Annotated in this window: 13 protein-coding genes; 4 read left to right on the forward strand and 9 right to left on the reverse strand. The window is 59.4% G+C overall.

Annotated features, from left to right (window positions below):
* Window positions 1-168: 168 nt before the first annotated feature.
* The 4 genes from ACOCF6_RS22065 (at window position 169) to ACOCF6_RS22080 (ending at window position 4,210) form a co-directional block, all read left to right on the forward strand.
* Complete coding sequence (locus tag ACOCF6_RS22065; RefSeq protein ID WP_482462484.1) at window positions 169-1,491, forward strand: cytochrome c biogenesis ResB family protein; 1,323 nt, start codon at window positions 169-171, stop codon at window positions 1,489-1,491.
* On the forward strand, window positions 1,488-2,315 hold the full coding sequence (locus ACOCF6_RS22070; protein WP_482462485.1) for a cytochrome c biogenesis protein: 828 nt from the start codon (window positions 1,488-1,490) through the stop codon (window positions 2,313-2,315). The genes ACOCF6_RS22065 and ACOCF6_RS22070 overlap by 4 nt, the downstream gene beginning before the upstream one ends.
* Window positions 2,316-2,893: 578 nt before the next feature.
* Window positions 2,894-3,493, forward strand: a complete 600-nt coding sequence (pal, locus tag ACOCF6_RS22075) for a peptidoglycan-associated lipoprotein Pal (protein ID WP_482462486.1) — start codon at window positions 2,894-2,896, stop codon at window positions 3,491-3,493.
* 144 nt (window positions 3,494-3,637) lie between these two features.
* Window positions 3,638-4,210 (forward strand): hypothetical protein, encoded by a 573-nt coding sequence (locus ACOCF6_RS22080; protein ID WP_482462487.1) that lies wholly within the window; start codon window positions 3,638-3,640, stop codon window positions 4,208-4,210.
* Between the two features lie 90 nt (window positions 4,211-4,300).
* Here ACOCF6_RS22080 and ACOCF6_RS22085 read toward each other — a convergent pair whose 3' ends face one another.
* From ACOCF6_RS22085 to ACOCF6_RS22125, 9 genes are all read right to left on the reverse strand, one after another.
* The gene (locus ACOCF6_RS22085; protein WP_482462488.1) at window positions 4,301-4,504 is read right to left on the reverse strand and encodes a GSU3473 family protein; all 204 of its coding nucleotides are present in this window, start codon (window positions 4,502-4,504) and stop codon (window positions 4,301-4,303) included.
* 140 nt (window positions 4,505-4,644) lie between these two features.
* The gene (locus tag ACOCF6_RS22090; RefSeq protein WP_482462489.1) at window positions 4,645-5,325 is read right to left on the reverse strand and encodes a 4'-phosphopantetheinyl transferase family protein; all 681 of its coding nucleotides are present in this window, start codon (window positions 5,323-5,325) and stop codon (window positions 4,645-4,647) included.
* Window positions 5,322-6,317 carry an NAD-dependent epimerase/dehydratase family protein gene (locus tag ACOCF6_RS22095; protein ID WP_482462490.1) on the reverse strand — a complete coding sequence of 332 codons (996 nt, stop codon included), beginning with the start codon at window positions 6,315-6,317 and terminating at the stop codon, window positions 5,322-5,324. Before ACOCF6_RS22095 ends, ACOCF6_RS22090 begins: the two co-directional genes overlap by 4 nt.
* Window positions 6,314-7,954 (reverse strand): fatty acid CoA ligase family protein, encoded by a 1,641-nt coding sequence (locus tag ACOCF6_RS22100; protein ID WP_482462491.1) that lies wholly within the window; start codon window positions 7,952-7,954, stop codon window positions 6,314-6,316. The genes ACOCF6_RS22095 and ACOCF6_RS22100 overlap by 4 nt, the downstream gene beginning before the upstream one ends.
* Window positions 7,951-8,925 carry an alpha/beta fold hydrolase gene (locus ACOCF6_RS22105; protein ID WP_482462492.1) on the reverse strand — a complete coding sequence of 325 codons (975 nt, stop codon included), beginning with the start codon at window positions 8,923-8,925 and terminating at the stop codon, window positions 7,951-7,953. Before ACOCF6_RS22105 ends, ACOCF6_RS22100 begins: the two co-directional genes overlap by 4 nt.
* Window positions 8,926-8,943: 18 nt before the next feature.
* Complete coding sequence (locus tag ACOCF6_RS22110) at window positions 8,944-9,987, reverse strand: 3-oxoacyl-ACP synthase III (protein WP_482462493.1); 1,044 nt, start codon at window positions 9,985-9,987, stop codon at window positions 8,944-8,946.
* The gene (locus ACOCF6_RS22115; RefSeq protein ID WP_482462494.1) at window positions 9,984-16,982 is read right to left on the reverse strand and encodes a beta-ketoacyl synthase N-terminal-like domain-containing protein; all 6,999 of its coding nucleotides are present in this window, start codon (window positions 16,980-16,982) and stop codon (window positions 9,984-9,986) included. The genes ACOCF6_RS22110 and ACOCF6_RS22115 overlap by 4 nt, the downstream gene beginning before the upstream one ends.
* Window positions 16,982-23,731 (reverse strand): SDR family NAD(P)-dependent oxidoreductase, encoded by a 6,750-nt coding sequence (locus ACOCF6_RS22120; RefSeq protein WP_482462495.1) that lies wholly within the window; start codon window positions 23,729-23,731, stop codon window positions 16,982-16,984. Before ACOCF6_RS22120 ends, ACOCF6_RS22115 begins: the two co-directional genes overlap by 1 nt.
* Complete coding sequence (locus ACOCF6_RS22125) at window positions 23,728-25,191, reverse strand: PfaD family polyunsaturated fatty acid/polyketide biosynthesis protein (RefSeq protein WP_482462496.1); 1,464 nt, start codon at window positions 25,189-25,191, stop codon at window positions 23,728-23,730. Before ACOCF6_RS22125 ends, ACOCF6_RS22120 begins: the two co-directional genes overlap by 4 nt.
* Window positions 25,192-25,314 lie beyond the last annotated feature (123 nt).

Here is a 25,314-nt window from a genome sequence, read left to right on the forward strand (position 1 = left end):
TGCTGGTACAGGCCGGGCATTGCCCGGCCTGTACCAGAGCTGTTAGGTCAAAGGTCCCTACCGAGCAGAGATTGACGCCGGGTTCCTGCTGATTATGATACAGTAATGACAGCAGAGAGATCTTTGATTCGGAATTATCACACGGATAACAGTAATGGTGCCTGACTCGTGAATAAATTTAATAGGTTTATCACAGCCCGCCGCATGTCTCTTGGGCTGATCCTGCTTGTTGTCGCCTGCATGTATATCTCGACACTTATCCCGCAGGAGATCGATTCAACACCAGAGCGGGTAGAAATATGGCGGCAAGGACATGCAAGCCTGCTCTGGCTTATTGATGTAATGCAGCTGCACCGGATATATGCCCAACCATGGTTCGCAGCAGCCATCCTGTTTGCCTCCCTGTCAATGGGGGTCTCGTGTTATGACCAGTTGACAGTTGCCGGAAACAAGCTTTATTCAGCCGGCATTGCGGCGGGAGATGAAGTGGCGGCAGCGGCAACAGGCGAGATGTTGCGTTCTGTTGCCGCTGCATTCCGTTATCGTTATCTACAGCCAAAAGCTCCTGATTTTCTGAAATATGTCAGAAATCCGTGGGGGTATTTTGGCAATCTGCTACTGCACACCGGCATGTTTGTGGTGATTACGGTGTCATTATATGTGGCTCTGACCGGTCGGCAGGGGGCTCTCATCCTGGTCGAGGGTGGGCAGCACAATAGCCGGCAGCCATTAACCATCTCCGAGCATGGTTTGATGTCTTCTCCTCTCACCCTTCCGGCAACCATCCGGCTGGACAAGGTCAGGGAGCGGTTTGCAGCGGACGGTCAGCCGACCGCGGTGTTTTCAGATCTCTCTATAACCGATGAATCCGGAAGGGTTGAGTCCCTTACGGCGTCAATCAACAAGCTCCAGCACTACCGCGGCCTGCGCATCTACCATGCGGCGCAATATGGCGATGCATTCACGGTCGAATTTACAGATGAGGCAGGTAACTCCCATACAGAACTCATTATGGTGCAGCATCCGATAGATCTCAATGCTGCCGGTTACAGCGAGGAGTTCGCTGTGGCATGGTCTCCGTACCGGTTTGCGGCAAAATACTTTGCCGACATGGAGCGGAAATCGATGCTCAGTTCCCGTCCCGAGTTTGTTGTCAGAGTACTCAACGGGCAAAAAGAGATTGCCCGGACCAGTTTGACTCCGGGAAGTTGGGGAAACCTGGGTAAATACCGGGTCCGGCTGAATGGTGTTCAAAAATGGTCGAAACTGATCATTGTGGATATTGACGGCATGCCGATCATATTCGCGGGGTTTGCAATTATCATGCTGGGTGGTCTTATACATTACATGGCGCCGCCCCGCGAACTGGTCGCTATCAGACAACCGGACCATTCCTACCGGGTGTATTGGAAGGCACCGAACTTCAAGGAATTTTTCAAAGACGAACGGGACGCCGTCAGGCGTGCGCTGGATAAGGAGTTTTCAGAATGAAGCTGTCACTTGCGATGTACGTGTCACTGACGTGGGCAGTAGTCATTATGTATGTTATGGCAACCGTGGCTAATGCCACCGGAGTGATTTTCAAAAATGAACGGATGGAGTTTCGCAGCTACTGGATAGCTGCGTTGGGACTGCTGCTGCATAGTATTCTCATTGCACTCTGGTGGGTTGAGGTCGGGCATGGTCCCTACATGGCTCCCAATGAGGTCCTTTCATCTGATGCCTGGATGATCGTCGGGTGTTACTTTTTTTTCGCCCGGATATACCCGCGCGTCAGACCGACCAGCATTGCAGCCTTTCCGGCAGCTTTTCTGCTGCTGGCACTGTCCCTGTTTTACAATCCCGGGATTCGCACTCTGCCGGCCACGTTTCGCAGCGTCTGGCTCATCATCCATATCGGTCTCTACAAAATATCCCTGGCCACACTGGTGATCGGCTGCGCCTTTGCGGTCTTCTATCTGCTCAAGAAGCGGTCGGATCAAGGCTGGCTGAGCCGTCTGCCGCCCCTTGAAACACTGGATGTCTACAGTTACCGTTTTGCCGGTTTCGGTTTTATTTTCTGGACCATCGGTATGCTTGCCGGTTCGATCTGGGCATATCAATCTTGGGGGCGTTTCTGGGGCTGGGATCCGACCGAAACCTGGTCACTGATCTCCTGCCTGATGTTTGGTGCCTACCTTCATCTGCGTCGTTTTTTTGGCTGGAAGGAAACCAGGGCTGCGTGGTTTTTTATTGCTTGCTTTTGTATTTCATTGATGACGCTGTTTGTTATGGCTACGTTGAGCGGTTCGATCCATTCGGAGTACTTCAAGTAAATGTATGCAACAGGTGCTGCCACATTTAATGTGCTATCAAATACGTTGAATGAAATTAATTAGTTGAAGATGTTACAGCAATGCACGAAGGCTCTCATTAACTCATCCTGCTTGTATTGAACGAAAGAATCTGGTAAGTTGAAAAAATGTGTGTGTTTGAAAAACATAGTTGCTGCCTGCGTTTTATTACCCTCATGGTCCCTCTGTTTTTGGTATGTGTGGGTACGAGGGTGCCTGATGTATCCCGTCCGCACAAGCCCAAGCCTATTCGGCGGGCGGTTCTGGAAAAGTCTTCTGCCCGCACGTTAGTGCAGTCTGTCGTAAAATTCTCTGCAGACCCTGTTATAGCAAGTCAGCCTCTCCACGTTATTTTTCCTGCTGAAGTGTTCTCCCTTGAAGTACTTCCCGTGTATCTGTCTGTCCCTCAATTGTCGCTGAGCCCATTACCTCCTCGAGCTCCCCCGGTAGCACATTCCGCCGCATAAGTCTTCACCATAAATCCGGATGGTCACGTGTCTCTGAATACGATGCCGTAGTGCGTCTGTGTTCTCTAATCTAAAATTAAAGGAGTATTACCCATGCAAAAACGTGAATCGTTTTATGTTGCTACCGTGTTTCTTGTCGCCGTTTTCATGGCTGCCGGCTGTGCAACACAGGATGTTGTAAAAAAGGATGAAGGTCTTGTACCCCGTGCAGCTGCAAATCAGGTTGATCGCTCAAAATCCAACAGTATTCCGCCGGCTACCCAGACCGCAGCAACACCGGTTTCGCAAACTACTCCGCTGCCAGTTGCCTCCCAGCAGGATCCGGCACTGAAATCCGCATTCCGTGCTCAACTGCAGTCTGTTCTGGAACGAATTTACTTCGACTTTGATTCCGCTAACCTGTCTGAATCCGCCCGTAGTTCTTTGACAAAAAATGCTGCCCTGTTGATGAAAGACCCCACCGCTAAACTCCGGATCGAAGGCAACTGCGATGAACGCGGCTCGGCTGAATACAATCTGGCGCTTGGTGATCGTCGTGCCAAATCTGCCCAGCAGTATCTGGCCACTCTTGGTGTCCAGCCTGAACGTCTTTCAATCGTCAGCTATGGTAAAGAGAAACCTGTCGTTCAAGGCAACGATGAATCAACCCTGGCAAAAAACCGCCGGGACGAGTTCGTTGTCGTATCGCAATGATGTCAGTGTGTCTGGTGTAACTGGTTTAAATATTTGATCTTCCGGTTCCGTTCTTTTCAATCCCCCTAGTGGAATGGGCGCGGAACCGGGAATCAATGCTGAATTTCATGATCTGATCCGGTATCTTTCCAAGGAAGCCGCACTATGAAACGAATTTCAATACCTGTAAGCGCTATGATATTCACCGTGATGTGTTCAACCAGTAACGCTGCCTGTAACTGTGATGATTGGGTGGATCGGGGCGGTTACTGTGTCGACTATGTCAAAGCCAAAGTCCCGACATTTCCGGTACCAAAATCCGTTGCTGAAATTTCGCTTCTCAAGAATAGGGTGCCATCAAAGGTCGAGGAAGGCGATGTAGCCATTTTCGATCTCGGCAGATACTGGCATGTTGCCTATGTTGAGAAGGTACATGCGGATCAGCTGGGTAATGCAACTGCTATTGATGTCAGTGAGATGAATTTTGGCGGTCAATTATCGTTTCAAGATTTCAAGAGCAAATGGAACCCGAAGAAAGCGAGCGAATGGAAACGGGCGCTCTGTTGCGGTGTTACAAAGAAATATGACCTGCTGAGCCAGCGAAAAAACATTGCGATTGATACGGTTGAACAGATCTGGTCTCCCGATTTCGCAGAATTTCAAAAAAGCGACACCATCCTGGATAAAGTCAGGGAGGCCTTCAATCAGTTCATCCAGATCACCGGGAAAGAACTGTGATTACTCAGATTCATGAACGAAATAATGGCTTACGCTCTGTGCAGCGCAAGCCATTACGGTAACTGCAGATGCATTAATACTCTCGCTCAATTACAGGGAAGAAAGTTTCCTGGCCTCATTTGGTGCCATGAATGTTGATACTCTGCGTGTTTGTCTGACCGGATCCATTCCTATCGTTACCCAGCCACCGCTGCGCTTGAATTTTGAGATTTTCTTTGATTCAATCAGTGTATCCAGGATGTTGGGTTTCACAAAATCATGATGATTATCAGTAAAAATAACTTGAATGAGCATAATTAAATCCTTCTTCTTGATTTTTATCTGATAAAAAATCCATGTTGATCTTATTTGCTTAATTATTATTTATTATAATATTGTAATGCAATGAATATGGCAAGACAAAATCACGGGGAGTTATCTAGGCGCTTTGCTCACTATATGTAACGGATAATCGGGGGGGCTCCGTTGACAGCCAGCGCAGCGCAGTAACCACTCAATACCGTGATGTCTTGTATGATCCAGCTGGAGAGCAGGTTGTGTACGATTAGTGCGGAGGATATGTGAGGCTGTAAAGTCACATCAAAACTGTTTGAAGACAGAGAAAAACCGAGCCCGCAGGCTTTAAGATAGGCTTCCTTACGGGTCCAGCAACGGTAAAATGCGCTTCGTTGCAACTGGTCAGGAAGTCCGAACAGTTCGAGCTGTTCGCGTGGAGAGAATGCCAGTCGAGCCATTTCAGGGTAGGGGGTGTCGTCTCGCAGCTGTTCGACATCAATGCCGACTTCACGATCCGCTGCAATTGCCAGAAGAAACAGGCTGCCTGAATGTGACAGGTTGAAGTGCAGGCGGGCGTCGCTGGCAGAGTCAGTGTCCAGATACGGCTTGCCGTGTGCACCCACAGCAACATGCAGTTCTTCCGGCTGAATGCCCACATACCCCCCCAAGATTTCCCGCAACAGGCCGCGACTGGCCAGGAAACGTACTCTTGTATGAGGATCGAGCAGGCGGTCGGCTCTCAATAACTCGTCGGGAGAGACAGACCGTACGATCTCGGCAGCAAGGTCTGCACAGTGGATATGGACTTCGTGTGCCTGCGGCCAAGAGAACAGTCTCACACCCTGTTACCCCGTAACCATTTCCGCAAACGCTCCAACCCCTCATCGATGGAGATCTCCGGCTGGTAGCCGAAATCACGGCGGGCAGCCTCAATGCTAAACCAATGGGCGCTGGCCAGCTCGTGGGCCACGAAACGGGTCATGGGCGGTTCTCCTGACAGACGCAGCAGACCCCACAGGCCTTCGCAGATGCAGCCAATGGTGTAGGCCAGCCCCGGCGGGATGCTGCCTGTGACCGGAGCTATGTCGGCTGCTGCCAGGATGCGGTTGACCATTTCCCACAGGGGCAACGGCTGGCCGTTGCTGATAAAATAGGCCTTGCCGGAGAGGCTGCTGTCCGGGGTTAGGTGGTCGGCTGCCTGCATGTGTGCGTGGGCGGCGTTGTCCACATAGACCGTATCCACCAGACAGGGGCGTGCACCGATCCGGCGCAGTTTTCCGGAGCGGCCTTTGGCCACGATGCGCGGCACCAGGTGGTTATCACCCGGCCCCCAGATCAGGTGCGGGCGCAGCGCTACGGTTGCCAGGGCAGGGGAGGCGGCGGCCAGTACGATCTGTTCGGCCCGGGCCTTGGTTTTGGGGTAGTGGGCCTCATAGCGGAGCGGGTAGGGAATGGATTCATCGCCACCCTCCACATCGCTTCCGTCAAAGACCACGCTGGGGGAACTGGTATAAACCAGTTTTCCGATCCCGTTAACCCGGCAGGCCTCCAGAACATTTTCAGTGCCGGTCACGTTGGCGCTGTAAAAATCGTTGTAACTCCCCCAGATGCCGGCCTTGGCTGCCACATGAAAGATGATGTCACAGCCTTGTGCAGCAGCAACAACAGCCGCTACATCTGCCAGATCGCCCTGAAACTGTTCCACACCCATATCCGCCAGTGCGGGATGCGCCCCGCGGGAGAAACTGCTCACCTGCTCGCCCCGTTCACGCAGCATGCGTACGATTACGCCGCCCAGAAAGCCGCCGCCGCCGGTAACCAGAGCCTTCATGAAAGTTCCCCCTGGGCCCAGACAGCCAGTTTTTCCCGGAAGATCTTGGCGTTATGGCGGATGTCCACCGGAAAGGCAGGGTGGAACAGGATTTCACGAATCTGCTGCGTGTGGGGATAGCGGCTGCCCAGTTCCAGGAGCTCCCTGCGGATCAGTTCCTGTTCGGGTTTTGTGGCCTTTGTTTCCAGCTCCACGCAGAGCACCGGCTGCTGGCTGCCCTTCAGGCCCAGGCCGACCAGCGCCGTGCGGAAGACATTGGGGTGGGTATTGAAAACGCCCTCCACCGGAATGGTATAGATGGTGCCTTTCGATGTCTGTACGCGGTGGGTCTTGCGTCCGCAGAACCAGATCCGGCCGCTGTCATCCAGATAACCGACATCACCCATGCGATGCCAGACTCCTCCCGATGTATCGGGTATCTTGGCCATCCGTGTGGCCTCGGGTCGGTTGAGATACTCTTTACTGACCTGTGGTCCGCGCACGGTGATCTCACCCACTTCCCAGGTGGGCAGTGCCAGCTCATCGCTCCAGATATCGACCGGACCATCGCTGATCGGGATGATGGCCAGGGTGATGCTTTTGACCGGTCGGCCGACACAGACACCATGCCCCTCACCGGTCATGGCACCGGTTTCCCCCAGTACCTCGCGGCTGCCGATGGAGCTGACCGGCAGGGCCTCGGTGGCGCCATAGGGGGTGAAGATCTCACCATCCGTTGGCAACAGGGCGGCAAAACGTTCCAGGACTGCAGCCGGAACCGGAGCCCCGGCGGAGATCACCCGTTTGACCGTTGACAGTTTGATCCGGTGTTTTTCCGCGTAGCGGCCGACCCGATTCAGCAGGGCCGGGGAGCCGAACATGGTGGTGGCGGAATATTCGGCGGCCGGACCCAGGATCTGCCGGGGATCAACGGTCCCGGGTCGGGTGAAATCCATCTGCGGGATCAGGGCGGTCATGCCGAGGGCCGGGGCAAACAGGGCGAACAGGGGAAAGGTGGGAAGATCGATCTCGCCCGGGCGGATATCGTACAGTTCCCGCAGGGCATCGACCTGGGCCGCAAAGGTGCCGTGGCTGTAGACGGCACCCTTGGGCGGTCCGGTGCTGCCGCTGGTGAAGAGGATGGCGGCCGGATCATTGTTCAGCGTATCCGCAGGGACAAAGGGGAGATCACCGATCTCCTGGCTGCGCACTACCGCCAGAGGTATACCGCCCCACATGGAGCCGCCGCCGACGACCACCATGATGCGGATGGTGCTGCGTCCCCAGCCCAGCAGTCGCCGGGCCAGGTGCGCCTTGGGTATGCCGATGAAGGCCACCGGTTCAGCTTCAGCCAGGCAGCCCTTCATGTTGCGGGCCCCGATCCCAGGATCGATAAACACCGGCACGGCTCCGATTTTGAAGAGGGCGAAGGTCAGGGTGAACAGTTCCGGGGAGGGGGGCACCAGCAGGGCGGTCCGCATCCCCCGAACAATGCCAGTGCGCCCCAGGCCACGTGCAATCCGGTCGCTTTCCTGGTCCAGCTCACGGAAGGTCAGGGTGGTTTTTCTTTGCGGGAAGATGATGGCAGGCGTATCCGGCTGTTGCCGGGCCATCTCGGTCAGCGGGCGGGAGATGTTGACGATGTCGGATGGTTTCATGAATCCCGTTCCGGACGGTCAAGAAATGAACTGATCAACGGTACAACCTCCTCACGGGCATCTTCCAGGATATAATGACCGCAGTCCGGGTAGCTGTGGACCTCGGCCCCGGGGAAACGCTGTTGCCACTCGGCCAGGAAATGCCTGTCGAAGACGAAATCCAACTCGCCCCAGCAAACCAGGATCGGCAGCTGGCTGAACTGCCCGATCCCGTCGGCCACGGAGCTGACCAGGTCATAGCCGCGGTCGCCGGGCGCCAGCGGGATATCCTGCACGAAACGGAGGGTGGCGATGCGGTTTCGCCAGGAGTCGTAGGGCAGTTGATACAGTGCACGCAGTTCCGGGTTCATCGGGTTGCGTTTGCAGCCCACAGAGGCAGCTCCACGGCTGAAGGCGTTGAAGCCCCGCACCAGCAGTGTGCCGATAAAACTGTCCCGGCAGATGCGCAGGCCAAGGGGGAATGGTTTGCCTTTCGGCAGGTGGAAGGCGCCGGTATTGAGGATCACCAATCGCTTGATGCGCCCGGGGTGGCGCACGGCATAGGCCATGCCGATCATGCCGCCCCAGTCGTGGACCACCAGGGTGATGTCCTCCCTGATCCCCAACTGCTCCAGCAGCATTTCCAGGTCATCCACCCGGCGGGACAGGGTGTAGTCATAATGGTCGTCACCCGGTTTGTCCGACAGGCCGCAGCCGATGTGGTCCGGGACGATGCAGCGGTAGCGGTCGCGCAGGGCCAGCACCAGGTTGCGGTAATAGAACGACCAGGAGGGGTTGCCGTGCACCATCACCACTGGCGGGCCGCTGCCTTCGTCCAGGTAGTGATACTTCAATCCGCCATCAATGGTGATGTGTTTCCCGGTAAAGGGGTATTCTGTTTTCAGGTTTTCGGTAATGCTCAGAGCTAATCTCCCTAGTACTTTTCTTAACTGATCAGAAACGCAAGATTTGGGCGCTAACGGCGTTGGCACGCAAATCTTGTGTTTCCTTTACCATTCCATCCCCAGCATGAGGCAGTTCAACCCGCTGCCGATACCCAGAAAGGCCACCTTGTCGCCCGCTTCCAGGATGTCGCGCTCATCGGCAATAGCGGCCGTCAGCGGCAGGGATACGGTCCCCATGTTGCCCAGGTATTCATAGGTGGTGAAGTCCTTTTCCGCCGGGATATCGAGGGTCTTGAGGATTGCGCTCTGGTGGGCGGAGCCGACCTGGTGACAGATCACCTGGTCCACATCGGCGGTGCGCCAACCAACCTGCGGCAGGAAGGCTTCCCATGTATTTCGTCCCAGTTCGACACCGTAGTTCATGACATTGACCCCATCGGTGGACATTGACTGAACGTAGCCCCCCTTGCCATCCGGGGTAATACCCCACAGGCAGAGCCGGTGGTGTTCGGGGGCGGTCTGGGTGATGCCGCCCAGCAACTGCCTGCGGGTGGAGCCGGAGAAGGAACCGTCGGTCAGCAGGACAGCCACGGCCCCGGAGCCGCCGGTCAGGGTGGCCAGTGAAGCGGCAAAATGCTGCATGGTCCGCTCTTCCAGCATGCGGGCAATCATGATCTCATTAATCTCGCGGGCACTCTCGCAGGAGACCACCAGGCCGGCCCGGATCTGCCCCAGTTCGATGCGGTTGGCCACATCCAGGATGCCGTTCAGCACCCCGAGGCAGGCGTTGGAGAGGTCGAAGACAGCGGTTTTGCCGCCGATGCCCAACCCATTGGCCACGCGACAGGCGGTCGCAGGTTCAAACTGTTCCCGGCAGACGCCGGCGTAGATCAGGGCTCCAATATCTTCGGAAGTAACACCTGAAGATAGCATCACCTTTCTGGCGGCAGCAATGGCGCCATGGGAGAGCGGATAACCCGGCTCCCACCAGCGCCGCTCCCGAATCCCGGTCAGGGCCTGCAGCTGTCCCGGTGCTATGCGCAGGTATTTGTACAGCGGTTCCAGCCGTGCCTCAAGTTCGGTCGAGGTGACGACAACCGGTGCCAGTTCATAGCCCATGGCCTCTATGGTAACTTTTCGGTACTTCATCGTTGTGACCCCATCCTTACGGTAAAATCATTCATCTGGTAGATCAGTTTGCCGTCCACGGCCAGAAAGCCATCGGCGGTCAGAATACGCTGCTGTTCATCCACGGCAGTGATCCAGGCGCTGACCGTCACCTGTCTGTTTGCCGGCACGACCTGCCCGCGATACAGCCAGCGATGGGTGCGTTCCAGTGCCACGGCAGAGAAAACATCGCCAGTCTGCCAGCCCCAGCGCTCTACGGCGGCGAATTTCACCAGCTGGACAAACGACTCCAGCCCCAGCGATCCAGGTGTAACCGGATCCTCAAAGAAGTGCGCCTTGAAGAACCATTCCCCGGGATCCACATCCTTGACCCCGCGTATATAGCCCAGGCCCTGCGGTCCGCCGTCGTGTACGAACAGCTGTATCCGGTCGATCATGCGCAGCTGCTTCGCCGGGAAGGGTGCTGCCTCGGGATAGGGCAGGCTTCGACTCCGCGCAGCCTCCTCCGTGGTCGGCTGGTACGGTTGTGCATCGCGTATGCCGACCTGGTTGGCCAGGGCGTCTTTGGAGAAGAAACCGAACATGGTATCCCCCGCGTAGAGGATCCCCTGTTGGTCGGCCACGCTGAAGTCGTACTCCTGGATAATCATGCCGCCGCTGGTGGCGACCTTCTTCATGGTCGCGCAGCAGGTCAGGGTCCCGCTGTCGGGAGTTACCGGGCGGTGCTGGACCGCTGTGCCCCCCAGGTTGCGGAAGGATATGTCGCTCGGGCTGGTCAGGGCCGAGCCCACATAGGCGGCCAGCCAGCCGCAGGGCTGCAGGGCCGCTTCCAGCAGCACGCAGAAGGGCATCCTGCCCTGGCGTTCGGCATCAAAGAACCAGGCATCGGGCGGCAGATCGTACTGGGCCTCGACCATGGCCCCGGCAGTCATTTGCCACGGCTCGCCGCGCAGGGAGGTCACCCGGTCCATGAACTGGAAAGGCGGGCCGGGCAGACGGGCGATCTTGCGTTCGCTGTCGAAGACCCGGTAGCGATCGCCGAACCCTTCAGAGGGTTTGCCGTTGCTGTAGGCCAGGATCTGCTGTTTGGTATAGAGGGCCGGCTTGGGACCCTGTATTCCCTCGCCCTCTGGGAGAGGGTTAGGATGAGGGGAGGTTTGATTTTGACGATTCCACATACTTGTCAGCTTTTCTTTTGTCGTCCCGGTCAGGCGGGCCGACATACTCGTGATCTCCACAATCGCTTTGCCGTCGGCGTACATCAGGGCATCGCAGATCACGTACGGTTCCGGACGATAACCGATCTCACGGATCGTTACCTCGTAGGTGACGACCCTGGTCGACTCCAGCACCTGTCCCCGGCAGCAGAGTTTGCTGGCCACACCCGGCAGCGGCTCCCAGACCGAACCGGCAGATTCTGCCACCCACCCCAGGCGCAGCAGGTAAACCCGCAGGGTATGCATGCAGCACTCATACATCAGGGTGCCGGGCATAACCCGGTCATCCACGAAGTGGCAGGTGATGAACCAGTCGTCAGGGTGGATATCGGCCTCGGCCCGAATGATGCCGATGCCGCAGCGCCCGCCGTTGGGATCGATCTCGTTGACGCGGTGCACCAGGCGCATCCGTCCCCCGGGAATGGTCAGGGGGCGGACCAGCGGCAGACCGGCGAACAGGGGACCGAAGCAGCCGGCCAGGTCACCGGCCCGCAGTCGGTCAAGCTGGGCAGTATCGAAACCCTCACACGCCATTGGTACCAGATCCTGCCAATCGGCCGGGCGGATGCCGGCCGTGGGGCGCAGGTCAATTGCCGGCCGCACGATGCCCTTGCCGGCGTCCAGTTCCTGCTGGCTGAAGAAACCGGCACAACCGTCGCGCATGGACAAGAGCGGCTGGCCGCCGACCGTGGCTTCGAAGAAGAAGCGGAACAGCCAGGTGTCCCCCTGGCGGAAGAAGCGTTCGATACGGATGTCGTAATGGATGGTCTCACCCGGACCGGGCAGGCCGCGGTGGAAGGTGACCACGGCGTCCAGCAGGCGGTAGACCGCCAGGCCGCGGGTGATGAAGTCGATCCCCAGGTAGCCGGACAGGAACAGGTCGGCCTGGCCCGCCTCCACGGCGATGCAGGTCGGGATGCAGCCGTTGTCCAGGTACCAGGCATTGGGGTGGATGTCGTGTTCGGTGACAACCCGGCCATGGGTCATGGAACGGGGCTCACCCTCGACAGACATGATTCGGTCAACCAGCATGAGCGGTTCGTCCGGCAGGCGTACACGGGTCGGAAAACCGTCCACCTCGGCAAAGCCGGGACCGAGCATGCGGGCTACGGAGCCGCGTGCAAATTCCAGGCAGAGTGCGCGGTCGAAGGCAACCTGTTTTTGTGGAACAACAGGGGCTGAATCTTTTACCGCTTGGCGAGGTATCGGAAGCGGATCCATTTCAGGAGCGTTCTCACCCAGGGCCTGGCGCAGGGTCATTTCCAGTTCCATGGCCTGGGCCATGGATTGGGTGACCACCTCGCTGAAGTCAAGGAAGGCCTTGTGCGCCCAGATCTGCTCCTGCTGCGCCCGGGCAAATTCACCCAGAAGCGTATCTGAAACGCTTTTCGCACCCTCTCCATCAGCGAGAGGCCTGCCCTGAGCAGAGTCGAAGGTGCCTGGGTGAGGGGCGGGTTCAGGTTTAACAGGTATTTTCGTGGTTGAAACCGCCGGAAGCGGTGGATGAAACGGCATCCCGCCAACAGCAATGCGAAGCAGTGGCGCAGTACTGACTGCGATGGACGGCGCAGGCGGGGCATCGAACAGCGGTGCCAGATCCAGCGGAATCCGCTCGGTAATCAGCTGGCCAAGCATGCGCAGCAGGGTGGAATACGTGTCCTGGCCGGGATAGCAGGCCGAACGGGCCAGGTGGGGTTTCCCCTCCAGGATGCGACCGATCATGCGGCTGCAGGAAGCGCCCGGTCCCATCTCAAGGAACAGCCGAACGCCGTCGTTGTAGGCGGACTCGATGACCTTCGGATAGTCTATGCCGTGCAGTGCCTGGCCGAGGATGGAGTCGGCGGCGCTTTCACGGGTGACCACATACGAACTGCCCTTGACGCCGCTGTAATAGGTGACTCCGCTCGGCGGTGTGGTCGGGAAAAGATGCAGGTCGTGGTACGGAACCGACACGGGCTGTGCAACCGCGCAGTGCACTGTGGTGACCCCCTGCAAGGGGTAAAAGCGGCAGCCGAGGCGGGCAACAAGGGTCTGAACAGCGGCGGCATCACCACCAACCACACATTGGTCGGGGGTGTTGATGATCAGGAGGTAGGCCCGCGGGATGTCGGTCAGCAGCTGGCGCACCTCGCACGCCGGGGCCTCCGCGACCCCGATGCTCCAGTTGACGGTCTCGTCCGCGCCCAGTCCCCAGGTTTGCCGGGCAGCGCGGCACTCGCCGGCCATGTCGTGTGTGAAGAGCGTTGACGCCTGCATGCGGCTGTACATGCCGTCCCGGTCATGCCAGGTGTGCAGGGCGAACAGCCCGGCCGACTCGCCCAGGCTGTAGCCGATGACAGCTGATGGTTGAACGCCGAAGCTGCGCACCAGATCGCTGACCGCGCAGCCGACCGCTACCTGACCGAAAATCACGGCCCGGTGATTGTCGTTGATCTCAGTGGCCGGGGTGCCATTCCAGAACAGTTCCGGTTGAAACTGCTTGCGCAGAAGCAGGTTTTCAGAGTCCTGGGAGCGCAGGATGTTCGGCCAGCGGCTGAAGAGATCCATTCCCATGCCGGGATAATGGTTGCCGGAACCGGGGAAGACGAACGCAACCCGGGCGGCGCTGCCGAGCGGTGTCGGCGCATAGAACAGCCGGTCACGCAGGGCCGGTACGGTATCCGGGAGCAGCCCGTTGGCAGCCAGGGCACGTGCGCCCTGTTCAATCAAGGCCTCAAGCTCGAAACGATTTCGGGCAACCAGGGCCATGGCAAGGGCTTTATCGGCTGATGACTGATACCGGACGCACCACTCCTTTGCCAGCTCGTATAAATCAATTGTCTTATATTCAGAAAGGTTATGGCTTAGCTTGTCAAGTGAAGCTTTAATGTCAGCCGATGTGTCGCCTGCCAGGGCAAACAGAAATTCAGTGTCGCTGCCGAGCGGGGCGGCACGATCCGATGCGATTTCAGATTGCTGAGCTTCCCGCCCTTCGAGCACGACATGACTGCAGGAACCATCGATCCCGCAACTGCTGACTCCGGCACGCCGCGGGCCGTCGGCCCGGTTGCGCAGCCAGTAGCGGGAACCTTGCGGCAGAAACAGCGGTCCGCTTGCGGTTAATTCGGGGCAGGGCTGTTCTATGCCACGGCAGCCGGGGATGATTTCCTGATACAGTGCCAGGCAGGTCCGCACCACAGAGGCCAGGCCGGAGGCCGCGCCGCAGTTGCCGATGTCGCCCTTGACGGAGGATACGGCGCATGAGCGCTCTCCCCTGTCAGCAGCACCAAAGAACGCTGCCAGGGCGATAGCCTCTCTGCGGTCTTCATCAACAGTGCCGCCGGCGCTGGCTTCCAGGTAATCGATCGCTGCCGGAGTGATGCCGGCATCAACATAGGCCCGTTCCAGGGCATGTCCGTAGGCGCTTTCCCCGCCAGGAAGCTGGTCGCCGCCGCTGGAACCTATCCCGCGGATAACGGCATAGATGTGGTCTCCATCGCGCTCTGCGTCAGCCAGGCGTTTGAGAACAACGGCCGTCGCACCTTCGCCGATGATGGTGCCGTCCGCATGCTGGTCAAAGGGGCGGGCCTGTCCGGAGGAGGAAAGGGGGCGCAGGGCATGCTGCCCCAGTACCGCCCGCATGTCACCTGCCAGGTCAACGCTGCCGACCAGCGCCTGCTCCAGCTCTCCTGCCTGCAGCAGGCGGACGGCCGTTTCCAGGGAGCGGACCCCGGAACTCTCCTCGCTGGAAAGGGTAAAGCTCGGCCCTCCGACGCGGAACTCCCGTGCGATCCGGCTGGCAACGACGCTACCCAGAGCACCCATGGTCCGGTTGGCGCTCAGGGCCGGGCCGGTGGCGTCACGCAGCTGCCCGGTCCAGGCGCTCAGTTCTTCTGGTGTCAACTCACGCCCCAACTCTTTGGCCCAGAGCGCGGCCTGTTCTTCCAGAGTCCAGCGCAGGCTGAAGTTGGTGCTGTTCAGATCAAGGGCGATGCCGATGAATACCCCGGTCGCCAGGTTGTCCCGTCGTTCCAGGCCTGCATCCGCCATGGCCGCGGCAGCGCTCTGCAGCATCAGCAGCTGCTGTGGGAGCATATCCTCCAGTTCACGGGGCGGGATGCGAAACTGGTCAGTTGCAATCGCCAGCTCGCTCTGAAAAAAACCTGTGAACGGTGTACGATCGAGTCCCTGATTGTGGAACCAGGCACTATCCTGCGCTCCCCGCCAGCTGACAGGTTTCGTGGGTTGAGCCCCACTGTCTCCGCCCAGCACCCGCTCCTGAAAAGCGCGCAGTCCCTGCCAGGAACCGAAACGGGCATCCATGCCGACGATTGCGATGGGAGCACTATTCCCTCCCCCTTGACGGGGGAGGGTTAGGGTGGGGGTGAAGCCGGCGCTGGCAGAAATTGAAATGTTTGCAACCTCACCCACCCCCCGGCCCCCTCCCGTCAAGGGCGGGGGAGAAGGCGGCAGCCACTCCTCAACCAGCAGATGGGCATTGATGCCGCCGAAGCCGAAGGCGCTGACCGCTGCCCGGCGGGGCGTACTGTCACTGCGGCGCTGCCACGGTTCAGCGGCGCTCAGAACCCGGAACGGGCTTTGAGCCAGAGCCATACCGGGTTGAGCTGTGTTGAAATTGGCTGTGGGGGGCAGGGTTTCCGCCTGCAGGGCCAGCAGAACCTTGGTCAGGGCTGCCCCGCCGGCAGCGGTCAGCAGGTGACCGATGTTGGACTTGACCGATCCGATAACGCAGCGATCTGTGCCGGTTACTGACGAATCGCGCCACAGTTCTTTCAGGCTGGCTACCTCCACGGCATCGCCGACCGGGGTGCCGGTGGCGTGGCACTCGATTAGGTCCACATCCCCCGGATTCCAGCCGGCCCGCTGGTAAGCGCTCCGCATGGCGCGCAACTGCCCTTCGGACATGGGGGCCAGCAGACTGCCGCCGACGTCATTGGCCAGACCGACGCCCTTGATGATGCCGTAGATCCGGTCACCGTGGGCCACTGCGTCTGCGGTTCGCTTGAGCAGGAATAGACCTGCCCCTTCTCCCACCACCAGACCATCGCCGGCTGCATCGAAGGGGGAACAGATGCCGCGTTTCGAGAGGGCCCGTAGCTGTGAAAACCCCATTTGGGTGTAGAGCGGGTCGGGCCGCGAAAGACCGCCGCTCAGCATGGCGTCGGCACGTCCGGACAGGAGTTCGTCGACAGCCAGCTTGATGGCGTACAGCGAGGAGGCGCAGGCGGCGTCAAGGGTGAAGTTACCGCCGCCCAATCCGAGTGCCTGGGCCAGGATCCCGGCCGGCAGTCCGGCTACATATCTGTTGAGCGGGTTGATTGAGGAGCCTTCGCTACTGTGACCGAGGAGCTTTTCCTCGAAGGTTCTGCCCAGCCAGGCGCGGGCCAGCCGGGTGGAGGTTTCACTGGGCAGCGCCAGGTTGCCGATGATGACACCGATGCGCGAACGGTCGAGCTGTGCGGTAATGCCGTCATCAAAGGCGCGCTTTCCGGCGTGGATCAGCAGATGGAATAGCGGGTCCAGACCGGTCAAACGGTCCGGATCAATGGACAGTCCTGAAAGGGTGGAGACAGCAGGGATTTCATCAATAAAGCAGCCGCGTCGCGAATATACCCGGTCCGCTACGCCAATGGCAGGATGAAAGGCCGCATCGGCAGGAATCTGCCAGCGTCCCGCCGGTACATCACGGGTTGCGCTCCGGCCACCCCGGATATTTGACCAGTATCGGTCAAGATCGGGTGCATCCGGGAAGATGCCGCCGATCCCGACAATGGCGACAGTTGGAGGTGATTCTGTCATCAGGCGGCTTCCAGTACAACGCACCCCGGCTGGCTCAGCTGATTACGTCGAAAGGCCCGTTCCAGGGATGGGTCGATAACGCATTCGTAGCCCTCCAGACGGGCAATCAGTTTGCCGCTGGTCCGGTCGAGGAATTCCATATCGGCCGAGGCACTGTGCTCACGTTCGGCTGTCACACGGATGACGATCTGGGCACCGTTTCGGGGAAAACTGTCCTGGAACTGGCGGTAACGTCCCGCAAACGAAGGGAGCGAGCCGGAACCGAAGCGTTCAAAACTCCACAGGATCATGAGCTGGAAGGCACAGTCCAGCACCAGGGGATCGGTGAGCCAGATGTTTCGCAGCGGCTGTTTGACCCACTCTGACGGTGTCGGAGCTGCTTTTACCAGGGCGGAAATCCCTTTTGCGGAACAACCGCTTATCTGTTCGATACCATGCAGGTCAGGACCGTGAAAGAGTCGTTCCTGATCGTATATGGCACCGTTGTTCTGGGCGTACGGGGTGACCGGCAGATCGACGATCGACCGGATCCCTTCCGGCAGCTTCGTGGTCAGGATGATTTCTGCACGAGCGTGCAGGATGAGGCGACCGTCACTGCCGGTGCCGGTCAGTTCCACGGGTACATAGTGCAGCGAGTCCCGTTTTTCAGCCCTGCCTGCCAGCACCTGCAGGGTGCAGGGTGAGGTCTGCACAAAGGTTACACCTTTGCAGATCCGCAGATCGTTGAAACCATGGAAACGGAAGCCCGGATTGCCGTGCAGGGCGCCATGAGCCAGCCATTCCACGATCATGGCCATGGGCAGCACGGCTTTGCCGTCGATGACATGTGAACGGATGAAGGGGAAGTCGTCCACCGTCAGTGTAAGCCTGAAGGCTTCGACCATCGGTTTGGCCACTGCCGGAGCACTTGCCGAGAGTGGTGTCCCTGTTGAATCGGCCAGCACGATTACTTCTATCGGTGCATCCGTTGCAGCTATTTCCCGGGCCAGCAGTTTGCCGCCGGCCGCAAGGCTGATCAGGCCGATGCCTTCACCGCTGAACACCTTTTTAAGTGCGGATGTGACCATGCCGCCGTCCCAGGGTCCCCAGTTAAAGCTGACGATCCGGCACCCGGGGCGTCGCCGCGACTCGGCCTGGGCCAGTTTGTTGAGGACCTCGTTGGCAACCGCGTAATCCACCTGTCCGCTGCGGCCGAAGCGGCCGGTTGTGGAAGCAAACAGGGCGATAAAACGCAGGTCATCGCCCCCCGTGGCAGCCAGCAGGGTGCGCAGTCCCGCAACCTTGGTGCTGTAGACTTGGGCAAACTGCTCGCGGGATTTGTCGTTGATCAGGCGGTCTGCCAGAACCCCCGCCCCGTGGACGATGCCGCGAACGGGGCCATACTCCAGGCGGATCGCTTGCAGCAGCTCATTGACAGCGTCGTTGCTGCGGATGTCAACACTGCGGTACACGGCTTTTCCGCCGACGGCAGCAATATCCGCCAGGGTCGCCAGCAGTTCACGTCCGGCGACAACAGAACGGTAACGCTTTTCAATCTCCTTTGGATGCAATTTTTCCGGGGAGTGATCAAGGATGGCCCGTTTGATTTCACTTTCACTCGTCAGAGTGGTCAGCCACTCCGGTTCGGGCAGCGGCTCCGGACTTCGCCCGAGCAGGACCAGCAGCGGCTGGTAGGTTTCGGCCAGTGCGATGGCCGTGGCAGCGGTAACACCGCGGCCACCACCGGTTACCACCACCACATCCCCCGCTTGCAATGGTGATGCTGTGGAGGTTGTCACAGCAGGGAGATCAGAAAGCTCCAGAGAGATGCGTCCCTCCGCTTTCAAGCCGACTTCAACCGGTCCGGTGCAAAAAAGTTCAACGGCTACGGCACGGGCCGCTGTTGAAGTATCGGGGAAAGTCCCCAGATCGATGGCCTTGCAGCTCACCAGCGGCCATTCACGGGCGGCAGTTTTGGCCAGTCCGGCCAGACCGCCTGAGAGCGGGTCGACAAGAAGCGAGCCGCGTTCAAAGGCAAAGACGCCGTCCAGACGGGAAACCGTGCTGAAAAACGCTCCCTGTTCCTCGGCACTGCTGCGCAGGGCAGGCGCCGCTTTTTTCAGGAGCATGAAGGCGTTCTCCAGGAAGCTGTCATCCGTTCCGGCAGCCGGAGCGACAATCACCAGTCCGGATACGCTGTCCAGCGGCAGGCTGTCCAGGTCTTCATCGACCCTGACCAGGCGCACAGCGCGACCTTCAGTGCTCAGGATTGAACAGAGTTCTCCGGAAAAGGATGATCCGTCATCAGACACCCAGATGATGCCGCTCTCAGCAATCTTTAGCGGTTTCACAGCAGCAGTGAGTACCACCGGAATAACAGTGCTGCGATTGAGACCGGCATCACGCGTTTCAGTTCTAGAGATGGAACGTGCCGGAGAGGTGTCGGGTTGCTGGCGTTTTGCAGCCGGGCTGCCGGATTCAAGAAAGCCGGCGATCTCACCCAGGGTATGCAGGGTGCCCAGGTGCTCCGGTCCGATGACCGGCGATCCAGGCAGCCGTTCCTGCAGTGCTGAGAGGATTTCGACCCGCTTGATGGAGTCGATTCCCAGGTCCGAATCCATGCCCATTTCCAGTTCCAGCATCTCCACCGGGTAGCCGGTCTTCTCGCTGACGACCTGCAGCAGGACCTCTGCCACGTTTGCTGAGGTTCCAGCCGGAGTGATTGTCGCTGCGGCGGGAGCAGACCCGGCGCCAAGAAAGCCGGCGATCTCACCCAAAGTATGCAGGGTGCCCAGGTGCTCCGGACCGATGACCGGCGAACCGGGCAGCCGTTCCTGCAGTGCGGAGAGGATCTCGACCCGCTTGATGGAGTCGATCCCCAGGTCCGAATCCAGGCCCATCTCCAGTTCCAACATATCCACCGGATAACCGGTCTTCTCGCTGACGACCTGCAGCAGGACCTCTGACACATTGTTAACTATACTGGCAGAGGCAGTATTGGCAGTCACGATTGTTGTTGAACCTGCGCCGAGAAAAGCGGCGATCTCCCCCAGGGTATGCAGGGTGCCCAGGTGCTCCGGGCCGATGACCGGCGAACCGGGCAGCCGTTCCTGCAGTGCGGAGAGGATCTCGACCCGCTTGATGGAATCGATCCCCAGGTCAGAGTCCAGGCCCATCTCCAGTTCCAGCATCTCCACCGGGTAGCCGGTCTTCTCGCTGACCACCGCCAGCAGGACCTCTGATACGTTGTCAACTACAGCAACTGCTGCGGTATTGGCAGTTACGGTTGTTGCCGTGCCCGCACCCAGAAATCCGGCGATTTCCCCCAGGGTATGCAGGGTGCCCAGGTGCTCCGGGCCGATGACCGGCGATCCGGGCAGCCGTTCCTGCAGTGCGGAGAGGATCTCGACCCGCTTGATGGAGTCGATCCCCAGGTCAGAATCCAGGCCCATCTCCAGCTCCAGCATCTCCACCGGATAGCCGGTCTTCTCGCTGACGACCGCCAGCAGGACCTCTGTGATCCGGTTTGAATGTGATGCCGGGACTGTCGCTGCAGCAGTCGCACTGGCGGGCGCAGTCGCTGCAGGCCGTGAAACCGGTGCCGACATGGTTGCGGCCGCAGCTGCCGGAACAAAAGGGGCTGCCGGTATCGTCGTCAGCGGTGCAGCACCGCCTTGCAGGATGCGTTGCTGCTGCTCCAGCAGGGTCTGGATGGTCCGGCTGGCGGTCTCCTGCCCTTCAAGGAAGCGGCGGTGGAGACTGGCGGTTTCCTCCTGCATCTTCTGCAGTACGGACATGCCCTCCCGGGTGATCCGAAGTGAATCCGCCAGAAGGTCCCGTGAAGCCGGGGTGGTTGCGGACAAGGTTCCTCTTGATTCGATTGCGGAAGGTGCCGCCGGTGAGGCAGCCCGCTGCGCAGCGGGGGGATTCGGGGCGCGCTTGGACCGCGGTTTGACATAGTTGGCGCCGCAGATCGGAATGGTCATGACCGGTTTTTTGGAAGCGGTCTTTTGCGGTGCCGTAAAGCCCTCGTCCCAGCGGACAAGCTTCACGCCGTGACCGAGAACGGCCAGCTGGGCCAGGCAGCGGGCCAGATCAACCATGCCGGAGCGTTTGCCGCTGGAGGCATCGATCGCCACAACCGTATGCGGAAGGTCTCCCAGGATCGCCTTGACCAGGCCGCTAAGACGCGAACCGGGACCGACTTCAACAAATGTTTTGACACCGGCCGCATGCATAGCCTGAATTTCAGCGACAAATTCCACCGGTTTGGCCAGTTGCCCCGCCAGGATTTCCCTGGCTTTGAGTTCGCTGTCCGGGTATTCGGCAGCTGTGGTGTTGGAAAAGACCGGGATCGTGCTGGAGGGGAGCGCTACATCAGCCAAAGCGGCCAGAAGCGGTGCGGCAGCATCCGCCACCAGGGTACTATGGAATGCGGCGGCTACCGGCAGCTGTGTGCAGGTGAGTTTGCGGGCGCTGCAGGCCGTAACGGCCCGGGCGATTTCGTCGCTCCTGCCGGAAAGGACCGACTGGCTGGGGGCGTTGCAATTGGCAATCACCAGGTCGAGGTTCTCGTCAGCCAGCATACCCTTCACATCTGCCAAGGGTGCTGAAACCGCCAGCATGCTCCCTTTGTCGCCCGCACCGGACGCCATCAGCTGACCTCTCAGACGGGAGAGGGCGTGGAACGAGCTTTCGTCCAAACGGCCGGCGGCACACAGGGCGGTCAGCTCACCGTAGCTGTGACCGGCGGTCGCCTGAGCTGCTATGCCAAACGATTCCAATACCCGCAAGGCACCCAGGCTGACTGCACCAATGGCCGGCTGGGCAACGTTCGTGGCGCGCAGGGCCTCTTCCTGCTGCTGCCTGCTGTCAGGGATGTAGGCTGAGAGCGGATAGATCAGGTCGGTCAGACGGGCGTTGTTCGTTGCGCTGAAACCGCTCTCGGCAGTGCTGATCGTGGCGAGCATTTCAGGGAACGTGCAGGCCAGGTCGCGCAGCATGCCGCTGTACTGGGCCCCTTGACCGGGAAAAATCAGACCGAGTTTGCCCGGGGTCGGGCCGGTGGCATAAAAGGCACCGTCCGGACTGCTCCAGGAGTTTTCGGGTGTTTTGCGCAGCATGGCAATGGCATTGCTGCAGAGCGCCTTCAGGTTGGTCCGGTCCCGTTCCACCACCAGGGCCAGTCGGCAGGGAGCGGCTGCATCAAATGAGGCCCGCAGGGCAGCGGCCTGCGCACGCAACTGCGGCCAGGACTGGTCACAGTCAAGGGAGGCGAGGGCTGTTTCCAGCGTCCCAGCATCCGCACCGCACAAGGTCAGTATCTGGGTGTTGCCATCCCAGTCTGCGCTGCCCGTCGGCCGGTACTCTTCCAGTACGGTATGAAAATTGGAACCGCCGAAACCGAAGGCGCTGACCGCCGCACGACGGGGGGTACCGTTCGGAGAGATCCAGGGGCGCTTCTCAGAGGCCAGGTAGAAGGGGGTACTGCCTTCAGAAACCTCCTTGAGCGGCTTCTGGACCTTGATCGTAGGAGGAATGACCTTGTGGTGCAGGGCCAGAGCCGCCTTGATCAGTCCGGCAGCGCCGGAGGCGGCCTTGGTGTGGCCGATCTGTGATTTGACGGAACCGAGGGCACACCAGGGGGAGTCGGCTGCGCCGTAGATGTCACGCAGGGCCGAAACCTCTACGGCGTCGCCTACTTTCGTGCCGGTGCCGTGGGCCTCAACCAGGCCGATGCTTTGCGGGGTGACGCCGGCGCGCCCGTAGGCATCCAGAATCGCCTTTTTCTGGCCGGAAGCGCTGGGTGTGTAGATCGCTTCTCCCTTGCCGTCACTGGATGACCCCACGCCGCGGATCACGGCGTAGATCCTGTCGTTGTCACGCTCGGCATCGGCCAGGCGCTTGATGACCACCAGGCCGAGACCCTCACCGAGGATGGTGCCGTCACCGGATGCATCGAACGGTTTGGCGTTGCCGGTCGGTGACAGCGCCGGGGTCTTGCTGAAGCACATGTACATGAAGATGTCGTTGAAGGTGTCGATCCCTCCAGTAACGACCATGTCGGATTTGCCGGTAGCCAGCTCCATACTGGCCAGATGGAGCGCACTGAAGGAGCTGGCGCAGGCCGCATCGACAACGCAGTTGGTGCCGCCCAGGTCGTACTGTTTGCTGATCCGGCCGGCCACGACGTTGCCAAGCAGTCCCGGAAAGGAATTTTCCTGCCAGGGTACATAGGAGTCGGAAATGCGCTGTACCACATCTGCAGCGGTCATATCGTCCACACCGGCATCTTTCAGGGCTTCACGCCAATGGGGGTGCCCCAGGCGGGCGCCCAGCGGGATAACCAGTTCCAGGGTGCCGGTGACTCCCAGGATGACACTCACCCGGTTGCGGTCGTAGGCCCGGTCCGGGCCGTATCCGGCATCCCTGAGCGCCTGACCGGCTGTAACCAGTCCGAGGAGCTGGGAGGTATCGATCGCCTCCAGCGTGGCGGGAGGGATATTGAATTCCATAGGGTTGAACGGGATCGAGGAAAGAAATCCGCCCCGCTGGCCGTAGGTCATGTCAGGAGAGGCGGGATCCTGGTGGTGGTAGTCGGCCACGCGCCAATGGGTTGCCGGGATGTCGGTGATTGCGTCAATCCCTTCGCGGATGTTTGCCCAGTAGTCGCTGCTGTTTTCAGCCTGGGGAAAATGGCAGCCGATGCCGATAATTGCCAGCGCTACCCCGTTGGTGGGGATATTCCGATCCGATTCTACCTGTTTCACGAAAGGCACTCCTTGATCTGTATGTACTCAAGCGGTTGTGGAGGGATATCTTCAGGGGAAATATTGATGCCCTGATAGCGGAGCATGTTGCTGCGGGTCAATACGGCCGCGCCAAACAGGATATTCAGGGCAACTGTTGCAACGGTCCGGTGCTCCGGGGTTTCCAGAAAACTGCCGGCCACCCATTCATTGAAGGCGCCCATGGCCGGGCCGCACCAGACCTGGTAGTCGATCCTGCGCGCGGTCTCGCCATCCTTGGCCCAGTGGGCCGCCTGTCCCAGGTACCAGCGGAAGACGAGCGCCATGAGGTGTTTCGGATCGCGCTCAGCACGTTCAACCTGGCGCGGGTCACGGGTCAGGAAATAACTGCGGGTCTGTTGCCAGATCGCTTCCAGGCTGGCCTGGAACAGGGTCTTTTCCAGCTTTTCCCGTTCTGCAGCCGGGATGTCGTCGAGTCCTGCATGGGCACGGTAGATCTCGTAGAGCTTGGCAGCACGCATGGGGAACATGGTGCCGCGCTTCAGGACCTGTACGGTTACCCCCATCTCAAACATGTCGGCAGCCGGGGCCATGCTCACATCTGCCTGGCGGGTTTCGGCCAGCATGCGCCGCACATCGTCCGAGGTCCCGGATTCCACGCAGGCCTGGTTGACCGATCCGGTCATGATATAGGCGGCACCCATGGCAAAAGCGGCCGCCGCCGCAGCCGGAGTGGCAATGCCGCCAGCCAGTCCTGCCCGCAGCTTCAATCCGTAGCCATGTCGGGTCTGCATGCGCAGCGCCAGCGACTGGATGGTCGGAAACAGGGCCAGGGCGGGACGGTTGTCGGTATGTCCGCCGGAATCGGCTTCAGCTGTTATGTCCTGGGCCATCGGGATCCGGGCGGCCAGCTCGGCCTGCTCCTCTGTTATGGCGCCTTCGGCGACCAGTTCCCGCAGGTGTTTTTCCGGGGGAGGGGAGAAAAACCTTTCGGCCAGTTCCTCCCGCGAAACCTTGGCGATAATCCTGTTGGGGGTGCAAATCGTGCCGTCCGGGAGACGGTGGATGCCATGGGTGCGGTAGCGCACCAGGGGCAGGGTCAGAGCCAGAAAGGCCGACGCTTCGATCAGCCTGACACCCTTATTGATGTATAACTGGGCCAAGGCCTTTTCCAGGTCCGGTTCGTGGGGTGAGTGGATCAGATTGAATCCGCAGGGGAAGTCCGATCCGGCCAGCCGATCAACGGCAGCCTCGACTTCGTTGAAAGGCAGGCCGGCGGCACCAAAGAAACCGAGCATCCCGGCACGACCCAGCTCTTCCACCATGGCCACGGAACTGATCCCTTTGGCCATGGAGCCTCCCAGATACGGGTAGCGAATCGCGAGGTCTGTACAGAAGCCGCGGTCACCCAGCTGTTCGCAGATAGCTTTCAGTCCCTCTGCTGATTTGAATGCGTCAGAATGTACTGCCAAAGTTTTCAATGACATCTCTCCAAGAGCTGCACCCAGAAGTTTTGTATACAGTAATTTTCAATAGCCTCAACCGGTTGGTCATGGTCCGACCAAAGAAACGTCTAAAAATATATGAAATGGAATAATAATACA

It is taken from the genome of Geobacter psychrophilus, assembly GCF_056821595.1.